Below are 19,688 nucleotides of genomic sequence, written 5' to 3'. Positions count from 1 at the left end.
CACAGCGAAGCTTCGCCGCATCAGCCGCTCGGCGAGCGTTCGAAGTCGAAGATGCTCTGCGTGGCGAGCGCCGCCGCGCCGCGCGCCCATGAACTCGGCACCCAGTCCGTCAGCAGTTCGGGCCTGGAGAAGAACAGGAATTCCTCCATTGAGGCTCGGAGCGGCGTAAGCAGCGCCTCACCGAACTGGACCGCCTCTCCGCCGACAACGATCACCTCCGGATCGAAAAGATTGACGAGGTCGGCGAGGTGCCTGCCGATGCGCGCACCCGCCTCGTTGAGGATTGCCAGCGCGGTTTCGTCACCGCTTTCGACCGCGCCAACAAAATCGGTGCGGGAGATTGGCTTGCCTCGCCTGCGTTCATATTCGTCCAGCATGGCCGGTTCGGCGGCATGCGCCATGAGGCAGCCGCGACGGCCGCACTCACAGAGCGCTCCGTTAGGGACCGAGGTGATGTGGCCGAGCTTTCCTGCGCCGCTGTTGCTGCCATGGTAGATTTCCCCGTTCAGCACGAGCGAGCAGCCAATTCCGGTTCCGATGGCGAGTGCCGCGAAATTGCGGTGGTTGCGGCCGGCCCCGAACAGTTTCTGCGCGATCGCGAATGCATTCATGTCATCATCGATCCAGACCGGTACATGCACGCGTTGCGCCAACAGCTCGGCAAACGGCAGATTGCGCCAGCCGAATCGAGGGCTTTGGAGACAGATGCCCTTTTTCGGATCGATTTCACCCGGTATCGAGACTCCGATTCCCATAATGTCCTTCTCATCGCGCCGGGCCTCCGCGAGCAGGCGAGGAATGGCGGTCTCGATCGCCTGGATTATCCCTTCGGGCGAGGTGTCGGGCACCTGGGCTTCGAGTGTCGCCAATGGCGTGGTTGCGAGATCGGTCAGCACACAGGCAATGTTGTTGCGGTTCAATTTGAAGCCAAGCGCGAGATGAGCTTCGTAGTTGATGTCGATAGGCGTGGGGCGGCGGCCATTCGTGCTCGCCACGGCTTGGCGCTCGATCACCAGGGTATCGTCCATAAGCTCGGTCACGACGAAGGTTACCGCAGCCGGGCTGAGGCCGGTGACGAGCGCCAGCTCGGCGCGCGAGATGGGGCCGCGATTGCGCAGCAGGTTCAGGATCAACCGCCTGTTCAGCGCGCGCGACGTGCTGGCATTGCCTCTCAAACTCAATCTCCTGCGTTTCGCCTAGTTAGTTTATTTCTTAAATTAACTATTGTGCCTTTGCAGAAGTTAGGCTAGCTTTGCATCGTTGGCAATGAGGAGGAGACCGCGGAGCGAGAATTTTCCGTCCGCAGTTCTCAAGCAATCGAGAATTGAAATCAGTCCGGACGACGCATTGTCCGGGCATGGCGAAGCTTTGTCCTGGGAGGATTTGCAATGGCTTTCAAAGACGTAATGACCTTGGCCGCGGGCGTGCCCGCATCTCGCCGCCAGTTCCTGATCGGAGCTGGAACGGCGCTGGCCGGAATGACGCTCGGTGCACCAGCTCTCGCGCAGAGCAAGGAACTCGCGATCATTTCGAATATCGGCAACGCCGGACAGCGTGAGGTGCTTCAGCGCATTGCCAGCGACTATGAGAAGGCGAGCGGCGTCAAGGTGACCATCAACAACATGGATCATGAGGCCCACAAGACCGCGATCCGCAGCTATCTCGTCGTGGGTGCGCCCGACATCTGCTTCTGGTTCTCCGGCAATCGCATGAAGGCCTTCGTCAAGCGCGACCTCTTCGACGACATTTCCGACCTGTTCGAACGCGAGAATTACAAGAGCGTGCTCGGTCCTGCGACCGGCGCGGTGACGGTGGACGGCAAGCAATATGGCCTGCCGCTCGGCGGCCTGCTCTGGGGCATGTTCTACCGCAAGGACGTCTTCGCAGAGAAGGGTTGGACAGCGCCGAAGACGATCGACGAGTTGCTTGTTCTCGGCGAGCAGGCCAAGTCGTCAGGCATGATCCCGGTCAGCATGGGTACGAAGGAAATGTGGCCGGCTGCCGGTTGGTTCGATCACATGAACCTGCGCATCAACGGCCTTGAGAAGCACATCGCGCTGATGGACGGCAAGATGTCCTACACCGATCCCGCCATGCTGCCCGTCTTCGACAAATGGGCGGAACTCATCAATGCCGGCCTTTTCAGCCCCAACCATACATCGTTCGGATGGGAACAGGCCGCTGCAGCGCTGGCCCAGAAGAAGGCAGCGATGATGGATCTCGGTGGCTTCATCAAATACGGCTTCCCCGAAGACCAGATAGGCCAGATCGGCTTCGCGCCATTCCCGCAGATCGTGCCTGGAATGGCACGCTACGAGGACTTCGCGCTCAATTCCGTTCACGTTCCGAAGAACGCGAAGAACAAGGAGAATGCCCGCGATTTCCTGGCCTATTTCTACAAGCCGGAAAATCTCGCCGCATTCCTTGAAACGGAAAGCGCCGTGCCGCCACGCAACGATTGCCCGCCGAGCAAGGATCCGCTCGTCAATGCCGCAGTCGAGTCGCTCAAGACGGTCGAAGGCTCCGCGCAATATTATGATCGCGACACCGACCCGGATATGGCGCAGGAGGGACTGAAGGGCTTCCAGGAATTCATGGCCAAGCCCGACCGGCGCGACCAGATTCTCGAGCGTCTCGAAGGCACGCGCAAGCGCATCTTCAAGGCTTGAGCCACAGCTGCGGTCGCTCGAACTCTCCCACGAAGCGACCGCAAGCGGCGGGGCTGCCACTCGCGGCCCTGCCTGCTCCCGATCAATTTTTGGAAAGTAGATGAGATGTCCGGTCTCTGGCGACGTCATCGGCATTGGATCACGCCGACCCTGTTCATCATGCCCGGAGCGATGCTGTTCGGGGTCGTGATCATCCTTGCCTCGATCGAGACTGTCTGGGTGTCCTTCTTCGAATGGGACGGCGTCGGCGCAAGGCAATGGGTGGGTTTGGCAAACTACCGACAACTTCTCGACGACCCCCAATTCTACGTATCGCTAAAGAACAACCTGATCTGGCTTGCCATGTTCATGCTGGCCCCGCCGCTGGGGCTGGCGCTGGCGCTGCTGCTCAACCAGCCCATCCGGGGTATGCGGCTCATGAAGTCCATGTTCTTCGTGCCGCTGGTGCTGGCTTCGGTTACGGTCGGCGTGGTGTTCACCTGGGTCTATGATCCGACATTCGGCTTGCTCGCCCTGCTTTTCGGCTATTTCGGCGCCACGGCCCCGGCGCTTCTTTCCGACGAGCACTTCGTCACCTTCGCAGTGGTACTCGCTGCGCTCTGGCCGCAGGTCGCGTTCTGCCTCGTCCTCTTCCTCGCCGGGCTCAACAATCTCAGCGAAGACCTGATCGGCGCCGGTCGGGTCGATGGCGCGCGGGGCTGGCCGATGCTGTTCCATGTCGTCCTGCCGCAACTGCGCGAGGTCAGCTTCATCGCGCTGGCGGTCACGGTGATCGGTGCGCTCCGCTCCTTCGACATGGTGGCGGTGATGACATCGGGCGGGCCGTTCGGGTCGTCGACCGTGCTCGCCTACCAGATGTATGAGCAATCGATCTTTTCCTACCGCTTCGGCTACGGCGCCGCGATCGCCACCGTGCTCTTCGTGATCATGGCCGCTTTCATCGCCTGGTATCTGCACACACTCCTCAAACCGGAACGGGAGGGCGTCTGATGTATCCGAGACCGATACCGGAAGATTCCCCCGCCAAGCGTTTCGCCTATGCCGTCATGGTCGGCTTGGTCCTCATTCTCTGGCTGGTTCCGCTCGCCGCCGTGATGGTCACCTCGCTGCGTTCCTTCGAGGAGGTGATGGCCGGCAATTACTGGGGCTGGCCGAAGAGCTTCAACTTCATCGAGAACTATACCGCCGTCTTTACCCAAACGGCGATGGCGCAGTATTTCCTCAACAGCCTTATCGTGACGCTGCCTTCAGTGCTCGGCGTGCTTATCCTGTCGACGCTGACCGGCTTCGTCCTGTCGCGCTATCGCGTCCGGGGCGCCAACCTGCTGTTTGCCCTGTTCGTCGGCGGCAATTTCCTGCCCGCACAAATCATGATGATCCCTGTGCGTGACCTGATGGTCTCTGTCGGCCTCTACGACACCTACTACGCCCTGATGGTCTTCCACATCGCTTTCCAGACCGGCTTTGCCACGCTCTTCATGCGCAATTTCATCGCCGCCCTTCCGGACGAACTGTTCCAGGCGGCGCGGGCGGAGGGCGCTTCGCCCTGGCAGACGCTCTGGCATGTCGTCGTCCCGCTCATCCGGCCCGCGCTCGCAGCGCTCGCGATCCTGACCTTCACTTTCGTCTGGAACGACTATTTCTGGGCCATCGTGCTGACCCAGAGCGATGCGGTGAAGCCGGTGACCGCCGGGCTCAACAATCTCCGCGGCGAATGGGTTTCCGCCTGGAACCTCGTGGCGGCCGCGACCATCATGGTGGCGATACCGCCCGTCGTGATGTTCTTCCTCATGCAGCGCCATTTCATCGCCGGCCTGACCGTCGGTGCGGTGAAGGGCTGAGGCGCAAATCAAGGATCATTTCCCATGCCCAGTGTCGAACTCAAGCAGATCGAGAAGCACTATGGTAGCTTCCACGCGCTCAAGGATATCAATCTCGACATCGAGGAGGGCGAGTTCGTCGTGATGGTCGGCCCGTCGGGCTGCGGCAAGTCGACTTTGCTCAAGACGATCGCCGGCCTTGAAACCGTTGGTTCCGGGCAATTGCTCATCAAGGGGCGCGACGTGACGAAGATGGAGCCCGGCGATCGCGGCATCGCAATGGTCTTCCAGTCCTATGCGCTCTATCCGCATATGACCGTCGCCGAAAATATGGGCTTCGGGCTCAGGATGGCGCGGCGTCCCAAGGTCGAGATCGACGCAGCAGTCGCGCGCGCCGCACAAATACTGAGACTTGAGGAGCAGCTCGCAAAGAAGCCGAAGCAGCTCTCGGGCGGCCAGCGTCAGCGCGTCGCCATCGGCCGCGCGATAACGCGCTCGCCCGATGTTTTCTTGTTCGATGAACCGCTGTCAAACCTCGACGCCGCCTTGCGCACACAGATGCGGGTGGAACTCTCGACGCTGCATGCGGAACTCGGCTCCACCATGATCTACGTGACGCATGACCAGGTCGAGGCCATGACCATGGCGAGCCGTATCGTCGTGCTCAATGGCGGCCGCATCGAGCAGGTCGGCGCGCCGCTCGCGCTCTACACCAATCCCGCCAATCTCTTCGTCGCCGGCTTCCTCGGGGCGCCGCGCATGAATTTCGTCGTTGGCAAGGTGGCAGAGGCCAGTGGCTCATCCGCCAAGGTCATCTGTGCCGGCGGCCTCGAAGTCGCTTTCGATAGGCTCGTGGAAAAGGCGTCGGTTGGAGAAACCGTCACCGTCGGCATTCGCCCAGAAAAGCTGCGGCTGGACGATCCGGACGCCGGGATGCGCTTTCCCGCGCAGGTACGGTTGACCGAATATCTCGGCCGCGAGACGATCGTCTATGCGGATGCCGGCGAACTCGCCACCAGCGGTTCCGACAGCGGCACCGGCGCCTTCACCATCCAGATCGCCGATATCAGGCCGTTCCAGAGCAGCAGTGCCGTCACCATCGGCTTCGATGCGCGCGAGGCCTACCTCTTCGCCGCCGACGGCCGAACCATCACCTCTCCCAAGCCCGTCGCAAGAACCTGAACAAGGACCACATCATCATGAAGCGTACCCAACCAGCGCCGCTCTCGGTCTGGCGCACCCTCAACCTCGGCGATTTTCTGCTCGGCGCGCCGCATTATCCTGAGCATGTCGACGAGAGCTACTGGCTTCGCGACGCCCAGCGCATGGCAGCGGCCGGCTTCAATGTCGTGCGGCTCGGCGAATTCGCCTGGCACATCATGGAGCCGCACGAAGGCCGTTTCGATTTTTCGCTGTTCGACAAAGCCATCGACGTGCTCGCTGCTGAAGGCATCAAGACCATCTTCTGCACGCCGACCGCGACCCCGCCGCGCTGGCTGACCGCCACCTATCCCGAAGTCCTCCGGGTCGACGAGCGGGGCAGGATGGCCTCGCATGGTTCCCGCCAGCATGCCGATACGGCGAGCCCGGCCTACCGGATGCACAGCCGCCGCATCACCCGGGCACTGGCCGATCACTACAAGACAAATCCCCATGTCATCGGCTGGCAGACTGATAACGAGCTCAACACCACCGCCTCGACCTCCTATTCGGACGCGGCCGAGCGTGAGTTCCAGCGCTGGTTGCGCGACAAATACCAGAAGATCGAGGCTCTGAACTTCGCCTGGGGCGGACACTTCTGGGCGCTGGCCTATGACAGCTTCGACCAGGTGCCATTGCCGCGCAAGGACAATCCAGGCTTTCCGGCGCCCGCCCACTTGCAGGACTATCACCGCTTCCTGGCTCACGCGACGGCTGCCTTCCAGCATGACCAGGTCGAGATCCTTCGCCGGGCCAATCCGGACTGGTTCATCTTCCACAATCTCGGCCGGCTGGAGGACATCGATTTCCGCGGCCAGTTCGGACAGGATCTCGATTTCCTCGGCTTCGACATCTATCCGATGCTCTACGACGAAATGCGGCGCGGCGGCGGCCACCCCGTCACCCAGGCGCTGCATCTCGATATCTGCCGCGCCTATTCCGGCAATTTCATCGTGCCGGAACAGGCATCCGGCTTCGGCAGCCAGCCCGGTTTCTCGACGATGACGCCCGAACCCGGCGAAATGCGCCGCATGGCGCTGAGCTCGGTGGCGCGCGGCGCAGACGGCCTGCTCTTCTTCCGCTGGCGTCCTGCCCATTTCGGCGCCGAGATTTACTGGATGGGTATCATCGACCACGACGACGTGCCGCGGCGCCGCTATCAGGAGGTGATGCGGTTCGCGGAGGACATTTCGCGGATCAAGCAGAATCTGCTCGGCACGACGGTGCGCATGGACGTCGCCATCGCCGGTGCGGACTTCGACAATCAGGAGGCCTACAGGACCTATCCGATGGGCATGCCGAGCCCGCTCGAGGACGCCATTCTCCTGCACCGCCATTGCTATTCCAAGGGCATCGCCTGCGGCTTCATCCATCCGGAGGACGATCTTTCCCGGATCAAGCTGCTTTACGTTCCGCACTGGGTGATGTGGAAGCCGGAATGGAACGAGCGCGTTAAAACTTTCGTGGAGAATGGCGGAACGCTGGTCATCGGCGCAATGACCGGCACAAGGGATGAGAACAATCACATCCCGACCGAACTCGCTCCCGGTCCGGGTCTGTCCGAGCTTTGCGGCATCCGGGTCGAAGAATTCGGCCGTGTCGCGGAACCGGGCGCCGACGGGCTGTTCGGCCTGCACGGAACCGAATTCGGCTTTCATAATCCGGCAGAACGCCTTCCGGCGAGTTCTGCCGAGCGACGCTACCGCTTCACGCTCGGCAACCGCGAGCATGATGCGGCGCATCTCTACGAACTTCTCGATGTCGATGCGGATGTCGAGCTGCTCGGCCGCTGGAGCAATCGCTTCGCAAGCGGTCGCGCAGCGATCACCAGCCGCAAGGTCGGCAAGGGCAGGGCGGTCTATGTCGGAACCTACCTGACTGAATCCCTGGTCGAAGGTCTGGCCGATCAGCTTTGCGCCTCCGGCAATATTACGCCTCTGGTCGAAGACCTTCCGGCCGGCGTCGAGGTGACCCTCCGGGAGGCGGCAGGCCGCAGGCTGCTATTCGTGCTCAACACGGAAGATGGAACGGTCGAGCTTTCATCGCTGCCGTCGGGGGTTGACTTGCTAACCGGCAAGACCATCGACCGCTCCCTCTCGCTCGGCCCGCATGGCTGCGCCGTCATTCGCTTCTGAAGCGGTGAGGTGAGGCAAGAAGGGAGGGTCCGGCTATTTGATCATGCCAGAGGTTTCGGCTTGCACGCCGAAATCGCATAGCGATGCTGAGTGGCGCGCTGAAGTCCCTCGAAAAGCGGAAAGTTGCGGCGCTGTTCGCGATGGATCGCTTTCAGATCGTAATCGACGCGGATGTCGATGAAACCCGCGGCATCGAGCAACTTCGCCACGTCCTCGCCACGGGCGCCGCCGGAGAAATGGACCCGGGAAAGGATGCTGCGGTGTGTCTCGGTCAAAGCGCCGGGACCATGGTGTTTGGCGGCTTCCGATAGACCGAGCTTCTGGCTCCAACTCGCAAGCCGGGCAAAGAGCCGTGAAAGTGGGCTCGGGTTGACGAAATCGCCGTCGATGATCAGCAGCCTGCCGCCGGGCTTCAGAATGCGGCGCCATTCGCGAAAGGCTGCCTCCGGATCGACCAGAGTCCAGACGAGGTGCCTGTTCGTCACCACGTCGGCGGAACAGTCCGGTTCCATCGTATTCTCCGCGTCGCCCATCAGGAAGCGGATGCTGCGCGACCTGTTCTTCGCCTTGGCGCGGGCTTTTGCCAGCATCGGCTCGGCCCAGTCGATGCCGGTGACCGAAAAGCCGATATCGTCGAGAATGTGGGAAATGACGGCCGTGCCGCAAGCAAGATCGACGGCATGGCGCCCGTCGCCGCGGCCCAGATGCTTCAGGAAAAGCGCATGCCACGCTGCCCGTTCGCCCTCGGAAAATATCTCGTGACCCGGCTGCTCGTCGAAGGTCGCCGCCCGCTCCGACCAATAGGCCTTGATCTCGTCCCTCAAATCATAGTTGCCGGCAAGGCTCATCTTCCGCTCCGCATTCAACCAAGTTTGGAAGCGTTATAAAAGATAATTGTTGACTGTAAATATCAAGATATTTATTGCGAGCATTAATTTACGTAGGAGCAAAAGAATGAATATCTTCAACAAGGTGGCGTCAGCCGCCCTCGGTATTGCATTGCTTTTTTCCGGACCGGCCTTGGCAAAGGACAAGATCAAGGTCACGGATATCAGTGGCCGCGAGGTCGAAGTCAGCGTGCCCGTCGACCATGTGATCCTGGGTGAGGGCCGGCAGATCTATTTCGTCGCGGCGCTGGATACCGATGCTCCCTTCAAGCGCGTCGTCGGCTGGCGCGACGATTTCAAGAAGGCCGATCTCGACGGCTACAATGCCTATCGCGAAAAGTTCCCCGAGATGGACAAGCTGCCGACCTTCGGTGGCATGAAGGATGGCACGTTCGATATCGAACAGGCCGTGGCGTTGAAGCCCGATGTCATCATCATGAACATCGATGCCAAGACCGCGACCGAAGAAGCCGGCTACATCGAAAAGCTGGCGAAGGTCGGCATTCCGCTCGTCTATGTCGACTTCCGCGAGAAGCCGATGCTCAACACCGAGCCGTCCATGCGGGTGATCGGCAAGCTGTTCGGCAAGGAAGAACGTGCCGAGGAATTCGTGAAGTTCCGCGCCGAGGAAATGGCCAAGGTCACCGATGTGATCGCCAATGCAAAGGACCTCAAGCGTCCCAACGTTTTCATCGAGCGCGCCGGCGGCTATTCGGATGATTGCTGCATGTCCTTCGGCAACGAGAATTTCGGCCAGATGGTCGAACTCGCGGGCGGCCACAATATAGCGTCCGGTATCATTCCCGGCACGTTCGGCACGGTCAATCCGGAGCAGATCATCGCCTCCAACCCCGATCAGGTCATTGTCACCGGCGCGAACTGGGAGCTGTACGTTCCCGGCGGCGATTGGGTTGGCGTCGGTCCCGGGGCGGACAAGAAGAAGAGCGCCGAAAAGCTCGCCAAGCTGACCGAACGCCCCGCCTTTACCGGTATCAAGGCGGTCAAGGACGGCAATGTCCATGCCATTTGGCACCAGTTCTACAACAATCCGTACCAGTTCGTCGCCGTACAGCAGATGGCGAAATGGCTGCATCCGGATCTGTTCAAGGACCTCGATCCCGACCAGACGTTCCGCACGCTGCATGAGAAGTTCCTGCCGGTTGAATATCGGCCCGGCTACTTCGTCTCGCTCAATCCGGGAAATTGATATGGTGGCGGGCACGGAAGCCGTGGAGATCAGGGAAGGGCGCGGCATCTACCGCGCCCTCTCGTTCAGGCGCATTTTGCTCATCGGCGTGCTTTGCTGTCTTCTCTTCGTTTCGGTTGCCGCCGACATGGCGCTCGGACCGGCGAATTACGCGATCGCCGATGTTCTATCCGCTCTCTTCTCCCCGCAGAGTGTCGATACCCAGCTCCATGTCGTGATCTGGGATATCCGCATGCCGATCGCGCTGATGGCCGTCACGGTGGGTGCATCCCTGTCGCTCGCGGGTGCCCAGATGCAGACCATTCTGGCCAATCCGCTGGCAAGCCCCTTCACGCTCGGCATTTCGGCCGCCGCGAGCTTCGGTGCCGCCCTCGGCCTCGTCGGCGGCGTGGCGCTGGTGCCTGCGGCCGTGCATCTCATGGTGCCGATCAATGCCTTCGTCATGGCAATGGTCGCAGCACTTTTCATCCATTTCGCCTCGACGCTACGCGGCGTGACGGTCGAGACCATCGTGCTCCTCGGCATCGCGCTGGTGTTCACCTTCAATGCGGCACTATCGTTGCTGGAATATCTTGCGTCCGAACAGGCGCTCGCCGCGGTCGTCTTCTGGACCATGGGCAGCCTGACCAAGGCGACATGGCTGAAGGTCGCCGTCACCGCCATCATGCTGGTGCTCGCCATTCCGCTCTTCGCCCGCAGCGCCTGGCAACTGACCGCGCTCAGGATGGGTGACGAGAAGGCCGCCAGCCTCGGCGTCAATGTCGGCCGCCTGAGGCTCACCACGCTCATGATCGTAGCACTTCTCGCCGCGATCCCCGTGTCCTTTGTCGGTACGATCGGCTTCATCGGTCTGGTCGGCCCGCATATCGCCCGCATGCTGGTGGGTGAGGATCAGCGATTCTTCCTGCCGGCGTCGGTCATCTGCGGCGCGCTCATCCTCTCGGCGACCTCGGTGGTGAGCAAGTCGATCATCCCCGGCGCGATCCTGCCGATCGGCGTTATCACCGCGCTGGTCGGCGTGCCCTTCTTCTTCGTATTGATTTTCACCCATCGGGGGCGCGCATGGTAGGGCTTGCCATCCAGGATCTCTCCGTCCGCTATGGCCGAACGGAGATCATATCCGGCATCAGCGCCGATATCCCCTCGGGCGGCGGGCTGACCGCCGTGATCGGCCCCAATGCGGCGGGTAAATCGAGCTTCTTCAAACGCATCGCCGGGCTTGCCAAGGGCAATGGCAAGGTGATCTCAGTCGATGGCAAGCAAGGTGGGAAAGGCATCGCCTATATGCCGCAGGACTCGACCTGCAATGCCGTCCTCTCCGTCTATGAATCGGTGCTGATGGCGGCCAAGCAGGGTTCGGGCTGGCAGGTGGAAGACCGGGAGCTCGCCGAAATCGACCGGCTCCTGACCTCGCTCAAGATCGCGCCATGGGCTTTCAAGAATCTCGGCGAGCTCTCCGGCGGCCAGCGCCAGCTCGTCGCCATCGCCCAGGCTCTCATCCGCAAGCCCGAGATCCTGCTGATGGATGAGCCGACATCCGCGCTCGATCTCTATCGCCAGATCGAAGTCCTGACCTTTATGGCCGGACTGGCGAAAACGAACGGCATGCTGGTCATGATCGCACTCCACGATCTCAATCACGCGCTGCGTTACTGCGAACATACGCTCGTGATCGCCGATGGGCGCCTGGTTGCAAGCGGCCGATCCGAGGACGTGATAACATCCGACTTGCTGCGCGACATCTATCGCGTGGAGGCTCGGATCGAACGCTGTTCGCAAGACCGGCCGCTGGTGATCGTGGACAGTGCGCTGAATTGAATGGAAGGCAATTTGCTTCCGTTGCTGCCGAAACAAACAATTCGAGGGGAGGAGGGGAGGTCGACTCGCTTCTGTCTCCGGAAAACAAAAATGGGCCCCGGAAGGCCCATTTTGCATTCACCCAAACCAGTGGAAATCTCGGGTGATCCGGCTTGGTCGGAGTGAGATGATTCGAACATCCGACCCCCTCGTCCCGAACGAGGTGCGCTACCAGGCTGCGCTACACTCCGATGACCAAGCGGGGGTTCTATAGACCAGGTCCCTGGTTTCCGCAAGCGTTTTTCGACAGAAAATGCGCTGCCCGAGCCGAGGCCGAATGTTCTGATTTTCCTTCATAAAAGATGCTTTTGAGCCCGGATTTTCACCGGTTCCGGCAAAATTCGGCCGCCGCCGGTTTGTCAATATTCGGCGTCGTTGATCTTTCCGAATGCCTCGATCGCTTCGGCGACGGAGGGATAAAACGTGACCGTTCCTTCGCTGAGTATGCCGGCGCGCTGGCAGTAGCGTTCGACCAGCCGCGTATTGCCGGTCGCCATGAAAAAGGTGATGCTGTCGCTATTGTCCTTGACGTATTCGGCAATCCTTCGCCGGAAGCTGCCGTCGCCGGTCTCGAAGGTATCGTCGATCAGGATGAATTCGAAATTCATCGCAAGCAGCGAGGTGAGCGCCAGCCGGTGGCGCTGCTCATTTGAATATTGCCGCACCGGCAGGTCGACATAGCGGCCAAGTTCGGAAAACTCCTGGAGGAACTCGTAGGCCGCGGCGAAATTCTGGCCGTAGCAATCGGTGAGGAAGCGCAGGTTCTGTTTGCCTGTCATCTTGGCGCTGATGACGCCGCGATAGCTTGCCGGCCAGGAGATGTGTCCGCCGCGCGTGATGCTGCCCTCGGTCAGCAATTCGCTTCCCGCCACGAGATCGATCAGCGTGGTCTTGCCGCCGCCCTCGGGTACGAGGATCGCGGTGCTCTCGCCATTGACGATCGTGGCGCTGAAATTCCGGATCGGCCAGACGACCTCGCCCCTGTCCTTGCGGGATTTGTAGGCTTTTCCGACATTGTCGAAGTGGATCAAAGGAGGTCCTCGTCGTCGTCGTCGTCGCCGCGCGAGCGGATGATCTCCTTGCGGAACAGCCGTTCGACCGCGAGCGAGAGAATCATCACAGCGGTGGTGAAGCTGAGGAGATAAACGGGATCGTAGAGCGAGAGGTAATCGAGATAGGAGGATGACCTCAGCGCCTCGATGCAGTGCAGGAACGGATTCCACCAGATGATGGCCTGGATCTCGGGCGGCATGGAGGAGGGCACATAGAGCACGCCGGATGCAAACAGCAGCGGCAGTGTCGCGATCTTCCAGATCGTCCGCCAGATCGGGATCAGCGCGCCGAACGTGGCATTGAACAAGCTCATGGCGAGGCAGAAATAGAACATCGTGGCGAGCGCCAGGATGAAGTCCTGGAACTTCGTGATCATCGTTATCTGCAACAGCCGCCCGCAGCCCACGAAAAATATGGTGAGCACGATCATCCAGATGGTGAACTCCACGACCGTCCGGGCGATCACCACATCGGGCGGCTTGACGGCGCCGAAGCCGAACAGGCTCTGGTTATTCTGAATGGCCTTGCCGGCCTTGTTGATCGTATTGCGAGTAATGCGGAAGGCGATCAGCCCGGTGAGCAGGAACAGCGTCGAACTCTCGCCGAAAGCGGCGGAAACGTTCTTCACATAGATGCGCATGACCAGCATGAGGCCGACCATCAGCGTCGGCTCGACCATCGTCCACACATAGGCGATAGGCCCGGCACCGAAGCGAAGTGCCGCCTCCCGGAAGATGAGCGCGACCACCACGCGGCCGTTCATCACGGCCCCGCGCCAAATGGTTTCGCCCTCGCTTATCGTGATCGCCTGGGACATTGCTCGGCTCTAACGATCAGATCGCATGGTCACGGAACGACCGGTAGAGGAACTGGCTCACCAGCCACACCGCAAGCAGCACCAGGAAAGCGATGAAACTATCCAGCCAGCGCAGGGGATAGAGCGCAATCTCGGGGCGCGTCGGCGAGACGAAGGTCGCGAAATACCGCTCCTGCCTCTGTGCTTCAGCGATCGAGGTTTCGAATGCGGCGAGTGCTGTCGTATAGGCCTGCGTCGCAAATCCCTGTTCTACAGTGAGTTCCTCGAACTTGTTGAGTACCTCGGCGACATTCTGCTTGACTGGATCGCCCGGCTTGGAAGGATCGCTCGACGTCGAAGTCGTGGCGTCGAGCTGACTTTGCAATTCCGTGAGTTGGGCTTCAAGCGAATCGATCGTCCGCTTCATCGCGCGCGCCTGGGGAGCGCTCTTGTCGACCTCCTTGAGCAGTGCGTTGAACCGTGTCTTGTTCGAAGTGAGCTGAGATTGAACTGACGTGATCTGCTGGTTCAACTGGCTACCTACCGACTCGGGAGTCAGCACCTTCTCGGTTTCACGCAGCTTGCGTACCTCGCCCTGCACTTTCCTCAGCCGTTCCTCGGAGCGGTCCACCTGCTTCGAGGCGACCTGCATGACCTGCTGGCGGTTGGCTTCCGAGAGTTCGTTGACCAGTCTTTCCGACACTTTGAGCACCGCATCGGCAATCGCCTTGGAATCCTCGGCGGTGAAGGCATAGATATAGAGCGTCGTATTGCCGGTCGTCGCGTTGAAGCTGACATCGGTCATGTCGCGCCAGTATTCGGTGAATTTCTCGAGCGGCATGGCCGGATCGACCCGGTAGAGCCAGTCGATGTGGTCGCGGGTGTAGAACTGCCTCAGGTCGATGCCGAGTTCCTGTTGCACGTCACGGATGAGCTGCAGCGATTCGACGTAACTCGCGACGATATAGGAATCGCCCGACTGCGCCGCGCCGCCACCGAGCATCGGCAGACCGAGCGTGGCGATCGAGGACTGGCTTGCTCCGCGAACCGAGAACTGGGTCTCGACCTGATACTGCGGGCTCGCGACGAAAAGATAATAGAAGGTCGTCAACCCAGCCGGGATGAGCACCATGATGATGAAGGACAAAGCCGTCCACGGCATGGTCCATTGCCGCGGCGGCTTGGTCTTGGTCTTCGGTTGCTGATCACGCTTGCGGACGGGTTTTTCGAACTCGTTGTCCAGCGCGCGGCCGGTGGTGGTCGCCGGCAGCGATACGGCCTTGCCCTTGGCCTCGCGGCGCAACATCCTGCTGGCGCGGCGGTCCTGCTTGTCGGTCTTGCCTGCAGGACGCTCCTTGTTGGCGGGGCGTTCCCTCTTGCCCGCCTTGTCCTCGGGCTTTGCCTGTCGCGCACGAACGGCGGAATCCTCGCCGATGTCGCGGAGTGCTGCTTCTTCCGCACCTTCCAGCGGCGGCACGGCTATGGTTGCCTGGGCCTGCTGAGGGCGCGGCTCCTGAACTGTCACGCGTGGTTCATGCGCCGCCGCACGCTGCTCAGGTACCGCCATACGCGGTTCATATGCGGCAGCACGCTGATCGTTGAAGGTGGCGCGGGGATCGAAACTGGAGCGCGGTTCCGGCACAACCGGGCGCGCTTCCGGAATGATCGGCCGTGGCTCCGAAACCACCGGACGTGGCTCGACGAGAACCGGCCGTGGCTCATTGAAAACGGCGCGCGGCTGGGCTTGATTGACATTTCCGTCGCGCTGAACCGCTGCAGGCGTCTCCCCGCTGTTGAGCGGCGGATCGCGGCGCACGGATTCATTGTTCGAGGCGTCGTCGCCCGGGCGTCGTATCGGAGAGAAAGGAGCGTCCAATGTGAAATTCCATCAAAACGGCCAGCCGTCCGCGACCCGCCACGCTAAGATTGTTTTCTTGGGCCCGGCGCAAGAAATAAACGGCGTAGAGTGATTTGCGCCCCTCTGCCGGCTGCCAATCTATTATATTTCCATTGTGCCAACAATATGATTTTCATTTCAGAAACGGTCACTTCGTTACCACCGGAGCAGCCTGTCGCTCCGAGGGGAGCAGCCTGTCGCTCCCTGGAAGCAGCCTGTCGCTCCCTGGAAGCAGCCAGTAACTGCCTCAAGCATTATCCGGCTTACCTGATGCGCGATTTCGTGTAGAGGATCGTTGGGCGCTTTTCGCGCCACCATTTACAGCATTGCCGCATGGAAAACACGGATAAAATCGCACTCATCATTCCATTGCGGCTGACCGGCGCCACCTATGAGGCCGAGACGCGGCTCGGGCGCATATGCGCCAACGTGCCACGCGACCTGTTCGATATCGTCATCTCCGACTACGGCACGCCGCCCGAACATCGCGGCGCGATCGACGCGCTGTCCGCCAAAGGCATCAGGATCGTCACACATCCGTCGCCGCATAAGCTGTTCTCCATCGGCCAGGCGCGGGATTTCGGCGTGCAGATGAGCCAGTCGCCGGTCATCATCTTCAACGATATCGATTTTCTCGGCACGCCGGATATGTATCGCGCGATCCACGCCGAAGCGGCGCGACGGGAGCTGTCCCGGAATATCTTCGATTTCTTCTGCGTGCCGGTGCTTTTCCTCACCGAGGAAGGCACACGAGCGTGGCTCGACGCACCCAACGATGCGAGGCCCTTCGCCGGATCGCTCGATGTCGATTCGCTTGAAGCCGCCAAGTCGGAGATCCAGTCCGTCGCCTATGGCAGCTCGGCCATGGTGGTCAATCGCCATCACTATCTGTCGCTCGGCGGCCATGATCCGCGCTTCTCAGGCCATGGCGCGGAGGATTACGACCTGCTGCACCGGCTCGCCACGATCGCGCCGAAAGCGCCGCGCCCCCGCGATTATTTCAACGATTACAAGGACAACGGCGTCAGGCATTACTGGGGTTTCCGGCCGTTCTTTGCACTTTATGGCCTCGATCTGCTGCCGCGCGGCATCCATCTCGTGCATCTCTGGCATCCGCGTCGCCAGGAGAAGGGCTATTTCCGTCCGGGCCGCAATTTCAGGCTCCTGAAGCGCGTCATGAGGCAGTTCGACCGGACCGGCGGCCAGCCGTTGCCGCTGGCCGATCTCGCTTCGGGGCAGGGACGCTGGAGCGTGCTCTACCGCAATGGCGCCGATCTCGACCTGCTGCGCCAACTCCTGCCGCTCTCCGGGGGCTATGAGCTGATCAAGGTGGGATCCTTCAAGGCCGGCCTGCGCTTCATTCCGGCAATGTCCGCGGCCGGAACGCGTCTCGTGGTCGCAACGCCGGGTATCTCCGGCGATGCCGCAGCCTTTGCTGCCGCTCTGCCCGACGGGCTGCGCCTGTTGCGCGCGCTGGCGCCATCGGCAGGCGAGGGTGAGATCGGCTTCCTGCTGCTGCCGGATCGGTCGGATGCGGTGGTGGGCAAGCCTCGCACTGTTCAGGCGCCGTCCGGCAAACCCGTTTTCACGTGGTGGCCTGAGCTTGCCCTTCCCGGTGGCCTGCCGGCTTTGTCGAGCGGTGCGATACCCGCACCGGTACCTATTGGTGACCCGCTCTATGCGAGTTTCGGGGATATGCAGGCGCGAGGAAACCGGCCGGCGCGCAAGAAGAAGTCGCCGCTATTGGTGCGGCTGAAGCGGTGGTTCACCGGTTATTGAGGTCTGCCGACTCGCCCGGCTTGCCATTGCGCCGCCCGCGTATTAATCGGAGTGCCGGATTTTCTGCCCATCGGGCTTATGACAGGTCGTTCAATGCCGCGAATTCTTTTGCATATCGGTGCCCACAAGACCGCCACCTCCTACATGCAGAAGAAGCTCGCACTGAATGTCGACCTCCTGGCCCGGCGCGGCATCCATTACGATCCGCTCGATGTCTTCCGCAAGAATTTCACGATACTCCTCAACGAGGGCGTGACGCGCGAGAACGAATTCGTGCAGACGCTGCGCGGCACGGCCAGGGGCATGACGATCCTCGTCTCCGAGGAGAACATCATGGGCGTACCCGGCGATCTTCCGCGTGAGCACAAATACTATATCAGGGCGCGGGAGCGCCTTGCCCGTACGGCCGAGCTGTTCCACACGGCCACGCCGGAAATCTTCCTGTCGCTCAGGGAATATGCGGGGTTCGCGGTCTCCATGTACAGCGAGTATATCCGGCATCAGAAATACCTGCCCTTCGCCGAGTACCGGGCGATCTTCGAGGCGTCCAATTTCAGCTGGCTGTCGGTGATCGACGATATCCACGCGGCGGTGCCCGGGGCCAAGCTCACGCTCTGGGATTTCGCCGATTTCCGCAACCTTGAAAAACAGGTCTTCCAGTCCATGCTCGGCTTCGATCCGGATATCTTCGAAAATCCGGTCGGCCCGGTGCGGGAATCCTTTTCCGAAGTCGCCATCAGGGCGATCGAAGTGCTCAGCGGCGCGCTCAAGCATAACGAGGTAAGGAAGCTGATCAATCCGATTGCGCGCAATCTGCCGAAGGGCGACCAGTACCCGGCCTTCGATCCCATGGACGCGGAGGCGAAGGCGAGCCTCAAGGCGCGGTACAAAGCCGACCTCGCCGCGATCGCCGCGAAATATCCGGCCGTCACCTTCATCGGCAACCGGCCGTAATGGTCAGTCGGTAACCACGGAATCTTCGCCGGTATCCGCATCGCCCGCGGCTCGGAAACGCGGTTCGATCTTGCCGTCTCGCGTCAAGCTTCCATGCAGGTCGAAGGCGAATTGCCACGCCGTCTTCAGCCGCTCGCGCGTTTCGTCCGTTAGTGTCATGTCACCTTCAGGCGAGACATTCATCAGCTTCAGATCGACAGGCCGCTTGCTGCGTTCCTCGATCATCTCGTACAGACCCGAGAGATCCTCGTAGGGAAAAATGTGGTCGCAACCGATGCCGCCATCGGTCTTGAGCGCCACGCCATACGGGCTACCGAGGCCGGCATAGGTTGCGCGCTCGCCTTTCGGCTTCAGTACCTCCTGTACGAACGCGTCGAAGGTGACGTTACCGGTGTAGTTTCCACGCCGCTTCTTGTTGCTTGCTTCCTTGAGCTTTTCACGCGTCCGGTAGCGATACCAGCTTCCAAGCCAGTCGATCGGTTCGCGCATAACCGACACGACCTCGTATTCCGAGCGTTCGAGACCGGTCTGGGCCTGCAGCCACGGCGCCACGTAGGCCATGAACTTGTGGTAGGGCATGTGCTTCAGCGAAGGCGGATTGTTGACCGCGATCGATGCCCGGGGCGAGAGCGCGTGATCGAGTGCCGTCGTGCCGGTCTTCGGCTGGCTCAGGATGACGAGCCGGGCGGGATAGAGGAAAATCATTTCGCGGATGCCTTTTCGGCCGCTTCGGCTTGGCGCAGCGGGAGCAGTTCCTCGCGGCGCTTGGCGCACCATCTGTAGATGTTGTAGTCGTCGGCGCAATAATTCTCGATGTTTCTGCGCCCAAGCTCGGAAACCGTCTTCTCGAAACCATCCGGCGTCCTGTGCGCACCATAGTCGTCGGTCGGTAGTTCCAGGTCATCGGGCACGCCGAGCAATTGGCGCAGCAGGCCGAAATCGCTTTCAAAGCTCTCCGTCGCGCCGATGAAATAAATCCTGTCCCGCTCCTGTTCGAGCAGTTCGACGGATCCGAGATAATGCCGGTAGTCGCGCCTGAGGTGCTTGATGGCAGTCATGGCATCCTCCGCGTGCCGGCGAAGTTCGGCATCCCCGGCGCTCAGGGCTTCGGCGAGCTGGTTCGGCGTCTTGAAATGTTCGAAGGCGATCTCTTCTCGATCCGTCCAGACATTGCCATGCCGCGGATATCCCCTGCGGAGCCTGCTGTTGAAGGCCGAGATATAGCGCGACACCGGCTCGCGGATGAAGAATACCACATTGCGGGTCTTGTCCAGATCGACGATATCCTGCAGGCCCGTCTGATGGCCATAGAGGCCGATCCGCCTGACGATCTTGCGCTCTTTGGCGGCCCGGAGAACGGCATTGACGGCTGTGCCACCGGTCTTGCCGATATGAAGCAATCCGAATCTATCCGTTTTCATCGATCTGCCCGTA

General features: G+C 61.0%; 17 protein-coding genes and 1 tRNA gene. 10 read left to right on the top strand and 8 right to left on the bottom strand.

The features are described 5' to 3' along the window. Positions 1 to 20: 20 nt before the first annotated feature. A complete protein-coding gene (locus ACSQ26_RS15135; protein ID WP_436010152.1) occupies positions 21 to 1,175 on the bottom strand; it encodes an ROK family protein in 1,155 nt (384 codons plus the stop codon). Positions 1,176 to 1,388: 213 nt separating this feature from the next. Between ACSQ26_RS15135 and ACSQ26_RS15130 the strand changes: the two genes are divergently transcribed. The 5 genes from ACSQ26_RS15130 to ACSQ26_RS15110 all read left to right on the top strand — a co-directional run bounded on the left by ACSQ26_RS15130 (position 1,389) and on the right by ACSQ26_RS15110 (position 7,824). Further along, on the top strand, positions 1,389 to 2,669 hold the full coding sequence (locus ACSQ26_RS15130; protein ID WP_436010150.1) for an ABC transporter substrate-binding protein: 1,281 nt from the start codon (positions 1,389 to 1,391) through the stop codon (positions 2,667 to 2,669). 105 nt (positions 2,670 to 2,774) lie between these two features. Beyond that, positions 2,775 to 3,659 carry a carbohydrate ABC transporter permease gene (locus ACSQ26_RS15125; protein ID WP_436010148.1) on the top strand — a complete coding sequence of 295 codons (885 nt, stop codon included), beginning with the start codon at positions 2,775 to 2,777 and terminating at the stop codon, positions 3,657 to 3,659. Continuing rightward, positions 3,659 to 4,510 (top strand): carbohydrate ABC transporter permease, encoded by an 852-nt coding sequence (locus ACSQ26_RS15120; RefSeq protein WP_436010146.1) that lies wholly within the window; start codon positions 3,659 to 3,661, stop codon positions 4,508 to 4,510. Before ACSQ26_RS15125 ends, ACSQ26_RS15120 begins: the two co-directional genes overlap by 1 nt. Positions 4,511 to 4,534: 24 nt before the next feature. After that, the gene (locus ACSQ26_RS15115) at positions 4,535 to 5,671 is read left to right on the top strand and encodes an ABC transporter ATP-binding protein (protein WP_436010144.1); all 1,137 of its coding nucleotides are present in this window, start codon (positions 4,535 to 4,537) and stop codon (positions 5,669 to 5,671) included. A gap of 17 nt (positions 5,672 to 5,688) precedes the next feature. Beyond that, positions 5,689 to 7,824 (top strand): beta-galactosidase, encoded by a 2,136-nt coding sequence (locus ACSQ26_RS15110; protein WP_436010142.1) that lies wholly within the window; start codon positions 5,689 to 5,691, stop codon positions 7,822 to 7,824. 41 nt (positions 7,825 to 7,865) lie between these two features. Here ACSQ26_RS15110 and ACSQ26_RS15105 read toward each other — a convergent pair whose 3' ends face one another. Next, the gene (locus tag ACSQ26_RS15105; protein WP_436010140.1) at positions 7,866 to 8,672 is read right to left on the bottom strand and encodes a class I SAM-dependent methyltransferase; all 807 of its coding nucleotides are present in this window, start codon (positions 8,670 to 8,672) and stop codon (positions 7,866 to 7,868) included. A 106-nt stretch (positions 8,673 to 8,778) separates the two neighbouring features. Between ACSQ26_RS15105 and ACSQ26_RS15100 the strand changes: the two genes are divergently transcribed. From ACSQ26_RS15100 to ACSQ26_RS15090, 3 genes are read left to right on the top strand one after another with little or no spacing between them, the layout of a single operon-like run. Then, positions 8,779 to 9,918, top strand: coding sequence for an ABC transporter substrate-binding protein (locus tag ACSQ26_RS15100; protein ID WP_436010138.1), 1,140 nt, complete (start codon positions 8,779 to 8,781; stop codon positions 9,916 to 9,918). A gap of 1 nt (position 9,919) precedes the next feature. Then, positions 9,920 to 10,987: a FecCD family ABC transporter permease gene (locus ACSQ26_RS15095; RefSeq protein WP_436010136.1), complete on the top strand. Its 1,068-nt coding sequence runs from the start codon at positions 9,920 to 9,922 to the stop codon at positions 10,985 to 10,987. Further along, positions 10,981 to 11,736: an ABC transporter ATP-binding protein gene (locus tag ACSQ26_RS15090; protein ID WP_436010134.1), complete on the top strand. Its 756-nt coding sequence runs from the start codon at positions 10,981 to 10,983 to the stop codon at positions 11,734 to 11,736. The genes ACSQ26_RS15095 and ACSQ26_RS15090 overlap by 7 nt, the downstream gene beginning before the upstream one ends. Before the next feature lie 153 nt (positions 11,737 to 11,889). Here ACSQ26_RS15090 and ACSQ26_RS15085 read toward each other — a convergent pair. The 4 genes from ACSQ26_RS15085 to ACSQ26_RS15070 all read right to left on the bottom strand — a co-directional run bounded on the left by ACSQ26_RS15085 (position 11,890) and on the right by ACSQ26_RS15070 (position 15,500). Then, positions 11,890 to 11,966: transfer RNA gene (locus ACSQ26_RS15085), tRNA-Pro, on the bottom strand. Between the two features lie 168 nt (positions 11,967 to 12,134). Continuing rightward, positions 12,135 to 12,806, bottom strand: coding sequence for an ATP-binding cassette domain-containing protein (locus ACSQ26_RS15080; protein ID WP_436010132.1), 672 nt, complete (start codon positions 12,804 to 12,806; stop codon positions 12,135 to 12,137). Further along, positions 12,803 to 13,645 carry an ABC transporter permease gene (locus ACSQ26_RS15075; RefSeq protein ID WP_436010130.1) on the bottom strand — a complete coding sequence of 281 codons (843 nt, stop codon included), beginning with the start codon at positions 13,643 to 13,645 and terminating at the stop codon, positions 12,803 to 12,805. Before ACSQ26_RS15075 ends, ACSQ26_RS15080 begins: the two co-directional genes overlap by 4 nt. Before the next feature lie 16 nt (positions 13,646 to 13,661). Beyond that, the gene (locus tag ACSQ26_RS15070; RefSeq protein WP_436010128.1) at positions 13,662 to 15,500 is read right to left on the bottom strand and encodes a hypothetical protein; all 1,839 of its coding nucleotides are present in this window, start codon (positions 15,498 to 15,500) and stop codon (positions 13,662 to 13,664) included. A gap of 354 nt (positions 15,501 to 15,854) precedes the next feature. Here ACSQ26_RS15070 and ACSQ26_RS15065 point away from each other — a divergent pair, with 354 nt between their 5' ends. Both ACSQ26_RS15065 and ACSQ26_RS15060 read left to right on the top strand, forming a co-directional pair. Next, positions 15,855 to 17,300: a hypothetical protein gene (locus tag ACSQ26_RS15065; RefSeq protein ID WP_436010126.1), complete on the top strand. Its 1,446-nt coding sequence runs from the start codon at positions 15,855 to 15,857 to the stop codon at positions 17,298 to 17,300. A gap of 93 nt (positions 17,301 to 17,393) precedes the next feature. Further along, positions 17,394 to 18,254, top strand: a complete 861-nt coding sequence (locus ACSQ26_RS15060) for a hypothetical protein (protein ID WP_436010124.1) — start codon at positions 17,394 to 17,396, stop codon at positions 18,252 to 18,254. A 3-nt stretch (positions 18,255 to 18,257) separates the two neighbouring features. Here ACSQ26_RS15060 and ACSQ26_RS15055 read toward each other — a convergent pair whose 3' ends face one another. Beyond that, on the bottom strand, positions 18,258 to 18,959 hold the full coding sequence (locus tag ACSQ26_RS15055; RefSeq protein WP_436010122.1) for a hypothetical protein: 702 nt from the start codon (positions 18,957 to 18,959) through the stop codon (positions 18,258 to 18,260). Then, positions 18,956 to 19,675 (bottom strand): sulfotransferase family 2 domain-containing protein, encoded by a 720-nt coding sequence (locus ACSQ26_RS15050; protein ID WP_436010120.1) that lies wholly within the window; start codon positions 19,673 to 19,675, stop codon positions 18,956 to 18,958. The genes ACSQ26_RS15055 and ACSQ26_RS15050 overlap by 4 nt, the downstream gene beginning before the upstream one ends. Positions 19,676 to 19,688 lie beyond the last annotated feature (13 nt).

Source organism: Rhizobium sp. LjRoot254 (assembly GCF_964254105.1).
GTDB lineage: Bacteria > Pseudomonadota > Alphaproteobacteria > Rhizobiales > Rhizobiaceae > Rhizobium_E.
The sequence above is the reverse complement of the archived record's forward strand: the minus strand, read 5'-3'. Positions and strand labels throughout refer to the sequence as shown.